This window comes from Aminithiophilus ramosus (assembly GCF_018069705.1).
In the GTDB taxonomy this organism is placed as follows: Bacteria; Synergistota; Synergistia; order Synergistales; family Aminithiophilaceae; genus Aminithiophilus; species Aminithiophilus ramosus.
Genome location: NZ_CP072943.1, coordinates 1,906,875 through 1,920,695 on the forward strand (window position 1 = coordinate 1,906,875; position 13,821 = coordinate 1,920,695).

The 13,821-nt window shown below is 63.1% G+C and carries 11 protein-coding genes; all 11 read right to left on the minus strand.

Features of this window, described 5'->3' with window-relative positions; genetic code table 11:
- Positions 1 to 128: 128 nt before the first annotated feature.
- The 11 genes from KAR29_RS08800 to KAR29_RS08850 all read right to left on the minus strand — a co-directional run bounded on the left by KAR29_RS08800 (position 129) and on the right by KAR29_RS08850 (position 13,727).
- Positions 129 to 1,073: an Rpn family recombination-promoting nuclease/putative transposase gene (locus tag KAR29_RS08800; RefSeq protein ID WP_274372628.1), complete on the minus strand. Its 945-nt coding sequence runs from the start codon at positions 1,071 to 1,073 to the stop codon at positions 129 to 131.
- Between the two features lie 172 nt (positions 1,074 to 1,245).
- Entirely contained in the window at positions 1,246 to 1,497 is a 252-nt protein-coding gene (locus tag KAR29_RS08805) for a Yae1 family protein (RefSeq protein ID WP_274372629.1), read from the minus strand.
- 347 nt (positions 1,498 to 1,844) lie between these two features.
- Positions 1,845 to 2,894, minus strand: coding sequence for an Rpn family recombination-promoting nuclease/putative transposase (locus tag KAR29_RS08810; RefSeq protein WP_274372630.1), 1,050 nt, complete (start codon positions 2,892 to 2,894; stop codon positions 1,845 to 1,847).
- Between the two features lie 175 nt (positions 2,895 to 3,069).
- Positions 3,070 to 3,312: a hypothetical protein gene (locus tag KAR29_RS08815; RefSeq protein WP_274372631.1), complete on the minus strand. Its 243-nt coding sequence runs from the start codon at positions 3,310 to 3,312 to the stop codon at positions 3,070 to 3,072.
- A 346-nt stretch (positions 3,313 to 3,658) separates the two neighbouring features.
- On the minus strand, positions 3,659 to 4,624 hold the full coding sequence (locus KAR29_RS08820; RefSeq protein ID WP_274372632.1) for an Rpn family recombination-promoting nuclease/putative transposase: 966 nt from the start codon (positions 4,622 to 4,624) through the stop codon (positions 3,659 to 3,661).
- An 890-nt stretch (positions 4,625 to 5,514) separates the two neighbouring features.
- A complete protein-coding gene (locus KAR29_RS08825; protein WP_274372633.1) occupies positions 5,515 to 6,285 on the minus strand; it encodes a formyltransferase family protein in 771 nt (256 codons plus the stop codon).
- 2 nt (positions 6,286 to 6,287) lie between these two features.
- Entirely contained in the window at positions 6,288 to 7,319 is a 1,032-nt protein-coding gene (locus KAR29_RS08830; protein ID WP_274372634.1) for an N-acetylneuraminate synthase family protein, read from the minus strand.
- Position 7,320: 1 nt separating this feature from the next.
- Positions 7,321 to 8,328, minus strand: a complete 1,008-nt coding sequence (gene pseB / locus KAR29_RS08835) for a UDP-N-acetylglucosamine 4,6-dehydratase (inverting) (RefSeq protein ID WP_274372635.1) — start codon at positions 8,326 to 8,328, stop codon at positions 7,321 to 7,323.
- 78 nt (positions 8,329 to 8,406) lie between these two features.
- Entirely contained in the window at positions 8,407 to 9,123 is a 717-nt protein-coding gene (locus KAR29_RS08840; RefSeq protein ID WP_274372636.1) for a glycosyltransferase family protein, read from the minus strand.
- Positions 9,124 to 10,260: 1,137 nt separating this feature from the next.
- Positions 10,261 to 10,608: a flagellar protein FlaG gene (locus KAR29_RS08845; RefSeq protein WP_274372637.1), complete on the minus strand. Its 348-nt coding sequence runs from the start codon at positions 10,606 to 10,608 to the stop codon at positions 10,261 to 10,263.
- A gap of 80 nt (positions 10,609 to 10,688) precedes the next feature.
- Positions 10,689 to 13,727 carry a flagellin N-terminal helical domain-containing protein gene (locus KAR29_RS08850; RefSeq protein ID WP_274372638.1) on the minus strand — a complete coding sequence of 1,013 codons (3,039 nt, stop codon included), beginning with the start codon at positions 13,725 to 13,727 and terminating at the stop codon, positions 10,689 to 10,691.
- Positions 13,728 to 13,821 lie beyond the last annotated feature (94 nt).

Consider the following 13,821-nt stretch of genomic DNA (forward strand, 5'->3'; position numbering starts at 1 on the left):
ACCGACATCGACGCCGCAGCCCTCAAGAGCCGAAGCCAGAGAAAGACAACGGGAAAGATGCCCTCCACCGATGGAGGGACCTCCGTGGGTGATGAAAAGAGCGCGCCGATCAAACCCACCACGAAACGTCAGCTCTTCTCCCCCTCCGATTCCGCCAGGGCACGCACCTGCTCCAGGGGAAGGTCCAGGACGTCGGCCACCTGGGCGGCGTCGAAGCCGCGGGAGAGCATCTTCCGGGCGCTCTCAAGCATCGCCTCCATACGACCCTCCTCGCGGCCTTCCATGCGGCCTTCCTTCCTGATCTTCCTGATCTCGCGCTGCACGTAGGTCACCATCTTCTCCGCCTCCTCTTCGCTCGCGATTTCTTCGGCCATTCCGCTCAGGTCCACTCCCTCACGCTTCGCCAGGATCGTCAGGTAGCCCGCGAAATGGCGCGACAGGATCTCTCGCTCCTCCAGCGGAAGGAGCTTGCGGTACTCCAGCAGACGACGCACCGTCATGGACAGGTCCTCTTCCTTCGACGGGTTGGCCAGGTAGAGCAGACCTCCCAGCGCGTCCCGGAAGGCCAGGAGCTCCTCCGACGTCCGCTTGCCCAGGACCATGAGGTGGTAGCTGAAGTTGGGCACGAATCCCGCGAAGGCATCCCCGTTTTCGACCTTCTCGACGAAGGTCGACGCCACCGTCCATTTCTGCATTCCGTCGTAGAAGACCACGGGGATGACGGGCGGCAGCAGGTAGCTCTTCCTCCTCGATTTCGACCCCGCCTCTTCCACGCAGCGCTCCCAGATGCGCACCATGTAGGCCAGCAGGCGGAAGGGCATGAGGTGGTCCACGCTCGATTGGTGCTCGACGAGGATGTAGACGTAGGTCTCCTTCCCTCCGCGGCGGATCCGGTAGAGGACGTCCGATTCCCGCGCGACGAGTTCCTGGGAGATGAAGGAGACGTTCTCCAGTTCGATGTCCTCCAGGCCCACCCCCTCCAGCGTCCCGAAGCGGAGAAAGCGCCTCAGAAACTGGAAAAAGAGGACTTTGTCGCTCAGAAAGTTGCGGAAGGCTCGGTCCTTGTCTCCCATCAAAGCCCCCTCCTTCTGTACCTGTACCGCGCGGCACTCGCTTGTCTCAACCTCGGCCCCGGCGGCCGTCTGCTTTTATGATGCAGCGTCGAGGCGGCGAGGTCGCTTTTGCAAGCCCCAAATCCCTGGGACCCTTTTTATGTGCGCACGACACAGGGACTTCTCCCGGGGGTCAGTCCTTTTCCCCCTCCGATTCCGCCAGGGCACGCACCTGCTCCAGGGGAAGGTCGAGGACGTCGGCCACCTGGGCGGCGTCGAAGCCGCGGGAGAGCATCTTCCGGGCGCTCTCAAGCACCTTCCGGGCGCTCTCCTGCATCGCCTCCTGACGACCCTCCTGACGACCTTCCATACGGCCCTCCTGACGGCCCTCCTGGCGGCCTTCCTTCCTGATCTTCCTGATCTCGCGCTGCACGTAGGTCACCATCTTCTCCGCCTCCTCTTCGGCAACGGCGGCCTGCGGGAACCGTTCGCCCCTTGCGGGACGGAGCGAGCAGGGATGCCAGCAGGAGCGGGACGGGACTACCGGCCCTCCCGGTTCGCGCCCTGAAAGCCGCCGCTTCGACGACGAAGGCCGGGAGCGAGAAAAGCCCCTCGCCCCATCGGGCCGCGCTCCCGGCAGGGGCAAAGGCGTTCTGCCGTTGCGACGACTCCCCCGTCGCAAGCTCCCGGGTAGCTCCCGGACGGACGAGGAGACTCGCCCCGACGAAACCGGCCAGACCTCGCAGCAGCCCCTTTCGGGAAGGGCCTCGATCTTCAGGAGGGACTCCGGGGTCAGTCCTTTTCCCCCTCCGATTCCGCCAGGGCACGCACCTGCTCCAGGGGAAGGTCGAGGACGTCGGCCACCTGGGCGGCGTCGAAGCCGCGGGAGAGCATCTTCCGGGCGCTCTCAAGCACCTTCCGGGCGCTCTCAAGCATCGCCTCGTTGCGGCCTTCCTGACGACCTTCCATACGGCCTTCCTGGCGGCCTTCCATACGACCCTCCTGACGGCCCTCCATACGCCCCTCCTCGCGACCCTCCTCGCGGCCTTCCAGGCGGCCTTCCTTCCTGATCTTCCTGATCTCGCGCTGCACGTAGGTCACCATCTTCTCCGCCTCCTCTTCGCTCGCGATTTCTTCGGCCATTCCGCTCAGGTCCACTCCCTCACGCTTCGCCAGGATCGTCAGGTAGCCCGCGAAGTGGCGCGACAGGATCTCACGCTCCTCCGGCGGAAGGAGCTTGCGGTACTCCAGCAGACGACGCACCGTCATGGACAGGTCCTCTTCCTTCGACGGGTTGGCCAGGTAGAGCAGACCTCCCAGCGCGTCCCGGAAGGCCAGGAGCTCCTCCGACGTCCGCTTGCCCAGGACCATGAGGTGGTAGCTGAAGTTGGGCACGAATCCCGCGAAGGCATCCCCGTTTTCGACCTTCTCGACGAAGGTCGACGCCACCGTCCATTTCTGCATTCCGTCGTAGAAGACCACGGGGATGACGGGCGGCAGCAGGTAGCTCTTCCTCCTCGATTTCGACCCCGCCTCTTCCACGCAGCGCTCCCAGATGCGCACCATGTAGGCCAGCAGGCGGAAGGGCATGAGGTGGTCCACGCTCGATTGGTGCTCGACGAGGATGTAGACGTAGGTCTCCTTCCCTCCGCGGCGGATCCGGTAGAGGACGTCCGATTCCCGCGCGACGAGTTCCTGGGAGATGAAGGAGACGTTCTCCAGTTCGATGTCCTCCAGGCCCACCCCCTCCAGCGTCCCGAAGCGGAGAAAGCGCCTCAGAAACTGGAAAAAGAGGACTTTGTCGCTCAGAAAGTTGCGGAAGGCCCGGTCCTTGTCTCCCATCAAAGCCCCCTCCTTTCTGTACCTGTACCGCGCGCGGCGCTCGCTTGTCTCAACCTCGGTCCCGGCGGCCGTCTGCTTTTATGATGCAGCGTCGAGGCGGCGAGGTCGCTTTTGCAAGCCCCAAATCCCTGGGACCCTTTTTATGTGCGCACGACACGGGGGCTTCTCCCGGGGGTCAGCCCTTTTCCCCCTCCGATTCCGCCAGGGCACGCACCTGCTCCAGGGGAAGGTCGAGGACGTCGGCCACCTGGGCGGCGTCGAAGCCGCGGGAGAGCATCTTCCGGGCGCTTTCAAGCATCGCCTCGCGACGGCCTTCCTGGCGGCCTTCCATACGACCCTCCTGACGGCCCTCCTCGCGGCCTTCCAGGCGGCCTTCCTTCCTGATCTTCCTGATCTCGCGCTGCACGTAGGTCACCATCTTCTCCGCCTCCTCTTCGGCAACGGCGGCCTGCGGGAACCGTTCGCCCCTTACGGGACGGAGCGGGCAGGGACGCCAGCAGGAGCGGGACGGGACTACCGGCCCTCCCGGTTCGCGCCCTGAAAGCCGCCGCTTCGACGACGAAGGTCGGGAGCGAGAAAAAACCTCGCCCCATCGGGCCGCGCTCCCGGGAAGGGCAAAGGCGTTCTGCCGTTGCGACGACTCCCCCGTCGCAAGCTCCCGGGTAGCTCCCGGACGGACGAGGAGACTCGCCCCGACGAAACCGGCCAGACCTCGCAGCAGCCCCTTTCGGGAAGGGCCTCGATCTTCAGGAGGGACTCCGGGGTCAGTCCTTTTCCCCTTCCGATTCCGCCAGGGCACGCACCTGCTCCAGGGGAAGGTCGAGGACGTCGGCCACCTGGGCGGCGTCGAAGCCGCGGGAGAGCATCTTCCGGGCGCTCTCAAGCACCTTCCGGGCGCTCTCCTGCATCGCCTCCTGACGGCCCTCCTCGCGGCCTTCCAGGCGGCCTTCCTTCCTGATCTTCCTGATCTCGCGCTGCACGTAGGTCACCATCTTCTCCGCCTCCTCTTCGCTCGCGATTTCTTCGGCCATTCCGCTCAGGTCCACTCCCTCACGCTTCGCCAGGATCGTCAGGTAGCCCGCGAAGTGGCGCGACAGGATCTCACGCTCCTCCGGCGGAAGGAGCTTGCGGTACTCCAGCAGACGACGCACCGTCATGGACAGGTCCTCTTCCTTCGACGGGTTGGCCAGGTAGAGCAGACCTCCCAGCGCGTCCCGGAAGGCCAGGAGCTCCTCCGACGTCCGCTTGCCCAGGACCATGAGGTGGTAGCTGAAGTTGGGCACGAATCCCGCGAAGGCATCCCCGTTTTCGACCTTCTCGACGAAGGTCGACGCCACCGTCCATTTCTGCATTCCGTCGTAGAAGACCACGGGGATGACGGGCGGCAGCAGGTAGCTCTTCCTCCTCGATTTCGACCCCGCCTCTTCCACGCAGCGCTCCCAGATGCGCACCATGTAGGCCAGCAGGCGGAAGGGCATGAGGTGGTCCACGCTCGATTGGTGCTCGACGAGGATGTAGACGTAGGTCTCCTTCCCTCCGCGGCGGATCCGGTAGAGGACGTCCGATTCCCGCGCGACGAGTTCCTGGGAGATGAAGGAGACGTTCTCCAGTTCGATGTCCTCCAGGCCCACCCCCTCCAGCGTCCCGAAGCGGAGAAAGCGCCTCAGAAACTGGAAAAAGAGGACTTTGTCGCTCAGAAAGTTGCGGAAGGCCCGGTCCTTGTCTCCCATCAAAGCCCCCTCCTTTCTGTACCTGTACCGCGCGCGGCGCTCGCTTGTCTCAACCTCGGCCCCGGCGACCGCTTTTCACTATGATACCCCGAAGAATTGCCCTTTTACCCGTCCTTTGGCGGGAGCTTCCTTCCGTTATCGATAGGGGTCTCGGGATTGGGAATGCGTCTCGACGTGGGCAAGGAGGTGATCATCCTCCCCAGAGACCCTGAGACGGACGAGTCTGTCGGCGAGGACCGTCGATTTCGATCGGAAGGAGGCGATGCGGCGAAGTGCCTGTCGGGGAATGAAGCGAGGACCGTTCCCGCCGAGGGCACCGGTAAGAGAGGGGAAGAAGAACTCCGGGGACCGACGAGGGATCGCAGGGCACCCTTCAAAACTCTGTCGAAATCGGCGGCAAGGCGCGGGGGAACGCCTTTTCCGGGGCGATTCCGTCGTGGCAACGCGCCCTTCCGTGAATCCGCGGGCTCGTCGGGACCACTGCCACAGGACGAGCCAGTCCGAGGCCCGTTTCGATGTCGCCGGTGCGGGTTCGAGGCCGACCCCCCGGCTTTCCGGCTTCCTCATGGCCGGGACCGACGACACGGCCATCCCTTCCTGCCTGTGGGTCGGAAGCCTTTGTTCAAGGAACTTTCTCCGAAGACCGAACAGGACCTTCTCGATCTCATTATACCCCGCAATCGGAAGGGGGCGGGCCACAACAGGCCACGAGACATCGCCGTCGATGGAAACGATCAAGACATCCGGGCGACATAGCCGAAGAGAGATCAATCCTTTGTTGATTAATGCCTGTAACGCCGCGGCAGCTCTAAGGAGGTGTTTTTCCACAAAACGGAGCACAGAGCTTATCAACAAAACGACCAAATTGCCTTATTTTAAATCAAAATAGGCTAATCGCCCGAAGTCTCTTCGGCCGAACGAATATTGATATCCACATAATAACGGCGTCCCGCACAAACAAAATAGGCATTGCGATAGGGAGGAAAAGTAAGCGCCCTAAGGCGATCGAGGAAGACGCCCAGAGAAGCAATTTCGTCGAGATCAAGGCGACAGAGCGCCTTCATATCCCGAGTCTTATGTTCGCTTCCTCCATTTTCCATCGGATACCCTTCGATGGCCCCCTCTCTCAGGGCGGGCCAAACCGTCCTCATCAACGTGACGGACGCCTCCTCCAAGCGTTCATAGAGACTGGCACCCGTATCACCGGGATCGACAGGAACATCCAAAGAAGCGACGATCTCTCCCCTATCGAGCTCCTCCGTCATGCGATGCAGCGTCACTCCTGCCGGAGATCGTTCCACAATGGCCCAGACGTTGGGGTTGCTTCCTCGACACCACGGCAACAATCCCGTGTGAAGATTAAGCGCTTCAGGAAGCATATTCAACAGAACGGGGGGGATAACGTAACCGAAGTTAACCGAGAGAAGCAGTTCAATCCCTGCTTCTCTCAGGAGACCAGTCACTTCCTCACAAGGACGCTCTTTCCAACGTATCACCCTCGAACGGGGAAAGAGAGAAAGGATCTCGCCGTCAAAACGCGCTTCCGAAGAGGGGTGGAGGAGGAGAAATTCCGGCTCGTCTCCCGCCTCTGCGATCACGCGACCGCAACGATAGCCGTTACGGTTATTGAGAGCCAAGGCGAAAGGACGTTTTCCCCCCATCGTCACACCATCTCCCACGTGATCCACTGATCGGACGCAATGTCGACCTTGACGGGCCGACCCAGCACCAGAGGCAGAAACTTGGGCCTGATGCCGTAGCCGGGGCGCTTGCAGACGACCATCGCCTCCGTCAGGACCGTCCCGGCGGGAATGTCGCAGGCTGCATGGAGACTGCGGCGGGCCTTTTCGTAAAACTCCCGTTCCTCGACGAAGGGACCCAGCTTGCGGCCGTCGCCCATGGCCGATTCGATCTCGCGACAGGAGCGTACCAGATCGGCCAGTTCGTCGGGCTCGATGGCGAAGGGATGGTCGGGCCCCGCCATCGTCCGATCGAGAGTGAAATGTTTTTCGATGACGGAAGCCCCCATGGCGACGGCGGCCAGGGAGACGTGAATGCCCCGGGTATGGTCCGAAAGCCCCGTAGGAACGCCGAAAGCCCGCGAAAGCGTCTCCATGGCCCGAAGGTTCATGATATGGGCCGGAGCGGGGTAGACGGAGGCGCACTGCAAGAAGACCACCCGCTCGTTGCCGACCTCCCGACAGGCCAGGTAGGCGTCTTCGATCTCCTCCATCGTCGCCAGTCCCGTCGAGATGATGAGGGGCTTGCCCTTGGAGGCACAGTGCCGGATCAGGGCGAGGTCGACGAGTTCGAAAGAGGCGATCTTGAAAAGATCGCTCACCTCGTCCAGTTCGTCGACGGCCCGATGGTCGAAGGGCGTGGCGAAAAAGAGGATCTTCCTCTCGTCACAGTAACGCCTCAGCTCGGGCAGCCAGGAGCGGGGCGTCTCGATCTCCCTGATGAGAGTGAAAAGGTCCTTTTCATAGCCGGAATGACGGGGGGTGCGCCTCGAATAAAGCCCTTCGGCGCTGTAGATCTGGAACTTGACGGCGTCGGCCCCGGCGGCGACGGCGGCGTCGATGTGGGCCTTGGCCAGGTCGAGAGAGCGGTTGTGATTGGCCCCCACCTCGGCGACGAGGAAAGAGGGATTGCCCGGACCGATGGAACGTCCGCAAAGACCGATCTCGCCGGCCATGCTACCCCTCCCGTCCCGAAGGCGTAATCATAAGCTCGCGGATCTCCTCGGCGGCGAGAAAACGGTCATTGCGTCCCGAACTGTATTCAAATCCGTCAGAAACAGGGTTGCCCCTCTCTCCCAGGGCGTTGACATCGTGGGCAACCTGGTTGACGAAGGCGATGGAGGGGGCGATGACGTAGTGGTCGCCGAACTCGATCGTCATGCGGCAGTCGTCGGCGGGACACATGACTTCGTGAAGCTTCTCGCCGGGGCGGATGCCGATGACCTTCGTCGCCAGGCCCGGCGCGACGGCCTCGGCGATGTCGCCGATGCGGGCCGAGGGGATCTTGGGGACGAAAATCTCCCCCCCCCACATGCGCCGAAAGGCCTGGATAACGAAGTCGACGCCCTGAGGCAGGGTGATGAGAAAACGGGTCATGCGGGGATCGGTCAGGGGGAGCTCCGTCGCTCCCTGGGCGACGAGGCGCCTGAAAAAGGGGATGACCGATCCGCGGGAGCCGACGACGTTGCCGTAACGGACGACGGAAAAGCGCGTCCTCCCCGATCCGGCGAGATTGTTGGCGGCGATGAAGATCTTGTCGGAACAGAGCTTGGTGGCGCCGTAGAGATTGATGGGGTTGGCGGCCTTGTCCGTCGAGAGGGCGACGACCTTCTCCACGTCGTTGGCGAGGGCGGCGGCAACGACGTTGGAGGCGCCGTTGACGTTGGTCTTGACGCACTCCATGGGGTTGTACTCGGCGGCCGGAACCTGCTTGAGAGCCGCGGCGTGGACGACGAAATCGACGCCCTTCATGGCCAGGGAGAGACGATCGGCGTCGCGCACGTCACCGAGGAAATAGCGCATGACGGGAGAGGCGATCTCCTGCTGCATCTCGAACTGCTTCAGTTCGTCCCGGGAATAAACGATGAGCCGTCGAGGGGAAAAACGGCCCAGCACGGTACGGATGAAGGCTTTACCGAAGGAACCGGTCCCCCCGGTAACGAGGATCGTCTTGTCGTCGAACATGGGCCTCGCTCCTCCCTTGGTCTCTTTTTTCCTAATACTGTATCGGAGGCGCGGCCCGAGAGGATGAGCCTCTGCCGCTCAGTGGGACAGATGAAGGTTGAGGGCTGCCGCCTCGGGATGGCCCAGAAGGAAACGGCGATAGGCCTCCGCCTCGGCGAGAGGCCCGACCGACGTGTAAAGACGCCGGACCAGTTCGAAATCCTCGGCATAGTCGAGAGTCAGGCGACAATCGGGCCAAAGAGGATCCTTCTCGCCGGGGCGCAGCCAGACGAGGCGGAACCGCTCGGGATGGGAGCGGAAAAGATAGGGGCCGACATGTTCGCGCTCCTGCGGTTCCCGGGCCTCTCTCCCGGCCCGTTCCAGGGCCTCCCTGGAATAGACCTCCACGTCGAGTCCGAGAGGATAGGCGCCGAAAGCCGTGCGGACGGCCTCGGAATCGTTTTCGCCCAGGGCGAAGAGACAGAGATCGACGAGACGCCAGTCGAAAAAGGGACAATCGGACGTGACGCGGACGACGACATCGGCCTCGGTCTCCCTCGCCGCCTGGACATAGCGGGCCAGCACGTCCTCTTCGCTTCCCCGCGTGACGTGAACGCCGTCAAAGGAGGAGGCCAGCGCGGCCAGTCCGTCGTCGGCGCCGTTTGTCGTCGTGGCGACGCAGAGGCAGTCGCAGGACGTTCTGCGAGCCCGCTCCATGAACCATTCCAACAGCGTTTTGCCTTCCACGACTTTCAGAACCTTGCCCGGCAGGCGCGTGGAGCCGCTGCGTGCCTGAGTGATGAAAACCGTCTTCAATGAAGGTGCCCCTTTCTCGCCGGAACCCGTCAAATCCCGACTCGGCGTCGGCTCCATCACACAAGAGACGGGGGCCGGTCACCAAGCGTTCAGACTCTTTCCGACCTATGGTGAAGAAGGAAACAAGAAAACCCGCAATGGCGATCGAACCGCCGAAGCCGCTGCCCGAGCCGAGGAAAAGGACCTCGTCCGGGTCCACCGCCTGTTTCTGCAGAACCCTGTCGACGTTATCCGACTTGAGGGGCTGAGGTCTCAGTTCCTTTGTCTGAAGTCTAGCACATCTCGCCGTTCACCTGGCCATTCAGACCTTGCGGGCAACATGGAAGGAAACCCCTCCGCCCCTTCGGGGCGGGCGCGGGCAGGATGCCCACGCTCCCAGGAAAGGCGACGGGAGTGCACGGGGAAACCCTTCCGCCCCTCCGGGCGGACGCGGGCAGGATGCCCACGCTCCCAGGAAAGGCGACGGGAGTGCACGGGGAAACCCTTCCGCCCCTCCGGGCGGACGCGGGCAGGATGCCCACGCTCCCAGGAAAGGCGACGGGAGTGCACGGGGAAACCCTTCCGCCCCTCCGGGCGGGCGCGGGCAGGATGCCCACTCTCCCAGGAAAGGCGACGGGAGTGCACGGGGAAACCTTTCCGCCCCTCCGGGCGGGCGCGGGCAGGATGCCCACGCTCCCAGGAAAGGCGACGGGAGTGCACGGGGAAACCCCTCCGCCCCTTCGGGGCGGACGCGGGCAGGATGCCCACGCTCCCAGGAAAGGCGACGGGAGTGCACGGGGAAACCCTTCCGCCCCTTCGGGGCGGGCGCGGGCAGGATGCCCACGCTCCCAGGAAGGGCGACGGGGACGCACGGGGGAAACCCTCCGCCCCTTCGGGGCGGGCGCGGGCAGGATGCCCACGCTCCCAGGAAGGGCGACGACGCGCGGAGAAAATCCGGACGAGGCGAAGGGGGAAGACGCGACGAGGGCCGCCCATAGGGCGGCCCTCGTCGCGGAAAAGAATATTGGGGCCTCCGTATGGCAGGCCCTCCATCCGGCGTCCCGTCGTTGAAACGGGCTGCATGCCCCCGGAGTCGGCAAAGCGTGAAACGCTCGGCCAGAACCCCCTCCGGGAGGTTCACGCCGTCAGACTCTCCGATCAGGCCTCCGTGTCCATGAGGGCGCCGAACATCTCCCGGATGTGCTCGACGAAGTGAACGATGTTGTCGGGAGGGATCTTGCGCACCACCTTGTCGGAGACGGTGTCGAGGACGGAGACCTGAACGAGGCCCGCCTCCTCCCTCACCTCGAAGCGGAGGCTGCGGTCGAAGGCCTGGGCCATCTCCTGGGCCTGGCGGGCCGCCTTTTGGACCTGCTCGACGCTGGTCTTTTCCTCTTTTTTCTCCCTGCCGTCGTTGCGTCCCGATGAGACGAGCTGCTGGGGCGAGGCGGAACTGTTCTTGAGGATCTCCCGGGAGGCCGCTGCGGCATCGACGATCTTCGCCACGGCTCTCGCCTCCTTGCGTACGGGCCAAAATCAGGGAACGAGGAGAGGGGAAAGCCCCTCTCCTCGACGGTCACCGGGCCTTAGCGGAGGAGGGAGAGAACGTTCTGGGGCAGCTGATTGGCCTGGCCCAGCATGGAGTTGCCGGCCTGCATGAGGATGTTGAGCTTGGTGAAGTTCATCATCTCCTTGGCCATGTCGACGTCGCGGATGCGGCTCTCGGCCGAGGTCAGGTTCGTGCTGGCCGTGGTCAGGTTGCTGATGGTGTGCTCCAACCGGTTCTGGTAGGCGCCCAGCTTGGCCCGCTGCGTCGAGACCTTGTCGATGGCCTTGTCGAGGACGGTGATGGACCGGGCGGCGTTCTCCCTGTCGGTGACGAGGATGTTGTCGACGCCCAGGGCGTAGGAGGACATGTTGCCGATGTTGATGCCCATGTCTTCCTTCTCGTTGGCGCCGATCTGGAAGACCGTCGTGTTGTCGGCGAGGTGGACGGTGGTCTCGTAGGAACCGTCCTCGCCGGAGGAGACCCACTTGGCCTGGTCGGCATCCCAAGAGACCTTCACGTCGGCCATGGTGTCGAACTCGACGTCGATGTTCTGGTGAACGACGCCGACGAGGTTGTTGCCCGTCACCTGGACGTTGCTGGCGATGACGTTGGTGGCATCGTGGGCGTCGACGACGGAGACGGTGAACTTGTTCTCCACGCTATCCTGGATAACGTTGAGGCTCAGGGCGTTGATGAGTTCCTCGTCGCCAATGAAGGTCAGATCACCGTCGCGGCCGTTGATAGCGCTGCTGATGACGATGGTCCCCGCCACGGCGTAGGGGGAATCGGCGTTGGCCGCTGCCTCGTCTTCGGTGATGTAGTTGGCGAAGGTTTCGGCAGCCTCCAGTCCCTCGAGGTCCCCCTGGCCGAGACCGTCACGGATGGCGTTGTTGAGCTTCTCGGCGACGCTGTCCATGGTGTCGTCCTTGTAGAGGGTGATGGAGGTCTTGCTGCCGTCGCCCTGGACGATGGTGATCGTCTGGGGATCTTCGATCATGAAGTTGCCGTTCGAATCCCAGAACTTGTCGATGTCGTAGACGCTCGTGTTGCCGTCGGCGATGGCGCCGATGCTCTGCTTGTCGATGGTGAAGGAGGCGGCGTAGTCGCGGCCGTCGGGGGCGGTGATGTCAGTGTAGGCGTCTTCGAGAACGCCGAACTCCATGGAGACGGTGCTCGACTTGATCTCGCCGTAGTCGGCGCTGGACGAGAGGGTGTTGAGCTGGAAGAAGGAGAAGTCCGTCGTCTTGTTGTTCAGGGCGCCGTTGTCGAAGGTGTAGCTCATGGGCGTCGCCGAGGCGCTGCCGTTGGTCCTGTTGACGGCGACGGAATCCATGACTGCCGTCGTGACCGCGGCGGCGACGTTGACGACGACCTTGTCGCCGACGGTGAAGGCCGAGTAGTCGTCGCTGATGTCGAAGGTCCCGAAGGCGACGCCGCCGTAGCTGCCGGTGAGCGAGTCACCGATGGCAGCGCCGGTCAGGGTCTTCGTCACCGTGCCGTTGCCCACCTCGGTGACGCCGTCCGTGCCCATCTGGACGTACTTGTAGCTGAAGGTGACGGAGCTGGTGGCCGAGTCCTTCGAGGCAACCTCGAAGACGATGGACATGTTGTAGGAGGTCGTGTTCGCCACAGCGATCGTGTTATCGACGAAGGCACTGGCATACTTCTGCTCGTAGGCCACGGCGGTGGCGACGGCATTGGCGGTCGCGTTCGTCGCCCGCGTCTCCACGGTGTAATCGCCGACCATCATGTTGGCGCCGTTCATGGAGATGGAGCGGACGTTGTCGTCGCTGGGCTTGACCATCGTCAGCCCCTGGGTGGAAGTGGGGGCGGCGAAGCCCGACCCGGCCCCGGCGATGGTGGCCCCGTCGGTGAGGCTCCAGCCCACCTCGAAGTTGGTCCCCGCCTCCTTGGCGACGAGGGTGAAGGCGCCCACGGCCGAGCCGGTGGTGAAGAGGACCTTGTCGGAAAGACCGGCCTGCGTCTCGACGAGAGACTCCAGAGCCGAGGTGATCTGCTGGGCGGCAGCGTAACTGACGGCTGTTCCATTTGTCACAGCATATGTAGCTGTAGTAAGAGTCAGGTTATAAGTCGTACCATCCATCTTGACATCAAAAGAACTCTCGACGGTCACAGAGCCAACTCCTCCTGTAATTCCCGCCACCGAGTTCCAACTGACATCAAAAGCATCACCGCCCGCAGAAATAGTAAAAGCACCGGCGGCACCGGAAGCTGTGGCGAGAGTTAAGCCTACACCCAAGCCGTTAAAATAAGCAATCATAGCAGAAACCGCACTATCCACATCGCCATAGGCACCGTTTTGAGTAAAAGTATACATCGATGTTCCTACAGTGATAGAATAATCGGTTCCAGCAGAACCAACACCACCGACCACACCCGAGAACTGGGTGAACCCGCCCCGGACGGTCCCCTCGAAGTTGGCGAAGCCCACGGTGGACTCGGAGACGGACTCCTGGACGGCATGCTTGACCTTGAAGATGTCCGTCTTCTGGACCTGGCCCTGGCCGGCGACGGCGTCGATGGTGATCTTGTAGTTGCCCTCCATGGCTGACTTCTGGCCGTAGGCGTCGATGGTGCGCAGCCCGCCGTTGACGGTCACCTTCGTGCTCGTCGTGTCGGAGGACCAGAGGACGGCGGCGTCTCCGTTGAGGAGCTTCTTCTTGTTGAACTGGGTCGTGTTGGAGATGCGGTCGATCTCCTCGGACAACTCGTCCACCTCGAGCTGGATGGCCTGGCGGTCGTTGGAGGTGAGGGTGTCGTTGGCGGCCTGGACGGAGAGTTCCCTCATGCGCTGAAGGATGGAGTGGGTCTCGTTGAGGGCGCCCTCCGCCGTGGAGATCATGTTGATGCCGTCCTGGGCGTTGGCGTTGGCCTGGTCGAGGCCGCGGATCTGGGCCCGCATCTTCTCCGAAATGGCCAGCCCGGCGGCGTCGTCGGCGGCGCCGTTGATGCGCAGGCCCGACGAGAGCTTGGCGATGGACTTGGTGAGAGAGCTGTTGGTTGCGTTGACGGAGTTATAGGCGTAGAGGGCGGGAATGTTGTGATTGACTCGCATGGTCGTCTACCTCCCTGTTGTCGACTCGTCCCCGTCCGTGGGGATCGTCTTCTCGTGGCGAAAGGGTCGCCGGAAAGGGGCGCGCGTTCGGTGC

Coding starts and splice junctions, on each gene's coding strand:
- KAR29_RS08800 (WP_274372628.1), bottom strand. CDS start 1,073: ATGGGAGACAAGGACCGAGCCTTCCGCAACTTTCTGAGCGACAAAGTC.
- KAR29_RS08805 (WP_274372629.1), bottom strand. CDS start 1,497: ATGGTGACCTACGTGCAGCGCGAGATCAGGAAGATCAGGAAGGAAGGC.
- KAR29_RS08810 (WP_274372630.1), bottom strand. CDS start 2,894: ATGGGAGACAAGGACCGGGCCTTCCGCAACTTTCTGAGCGACAAAGTC.
- KAR29_RS08815 (WP_274372631.1), bottom strand. CDS start 3,312: ATGGTGACCTACGTGCAGCGCGAGATCAGGAAGATCAGGAAGGAAGGC.
- KAR29_RS08820 (WP_274372632.1), bottom strand. CDS start 4,624: ATGGGAGACAAGGACCGGGCCTTCCGCAACTTTCTGAGCGACAAAGTC.
- KAR29_RS08825 (WP_274372633.1), bottom strand. CDS start 6,285: ATGGGGGGAAAACGTCCTTTCGCCTTGGCTCTCAATAACCGTAACGGC.
- KAR29_RS08830 (WP_274372634.1), bottom strand. CDS start 7,319: ATGGCCGGCGAGATCGGTCTTTGCGGACGTTCCATCGGTCCGGGCAAT.
- pseB (WP_274372635.1), bottom strand. CDS start 8,328: ATGTTCGACGACAAGACGATCCTCGTTACCGGGGGGACCGGTTCCTTC.
- KAR29_RS08850 (WP_274372638.1), bottom strand. CDS start 13,727: ATGCGAGTCAATCACAACATTCCCGCCCTCTACGCCTATAACTCCGTC.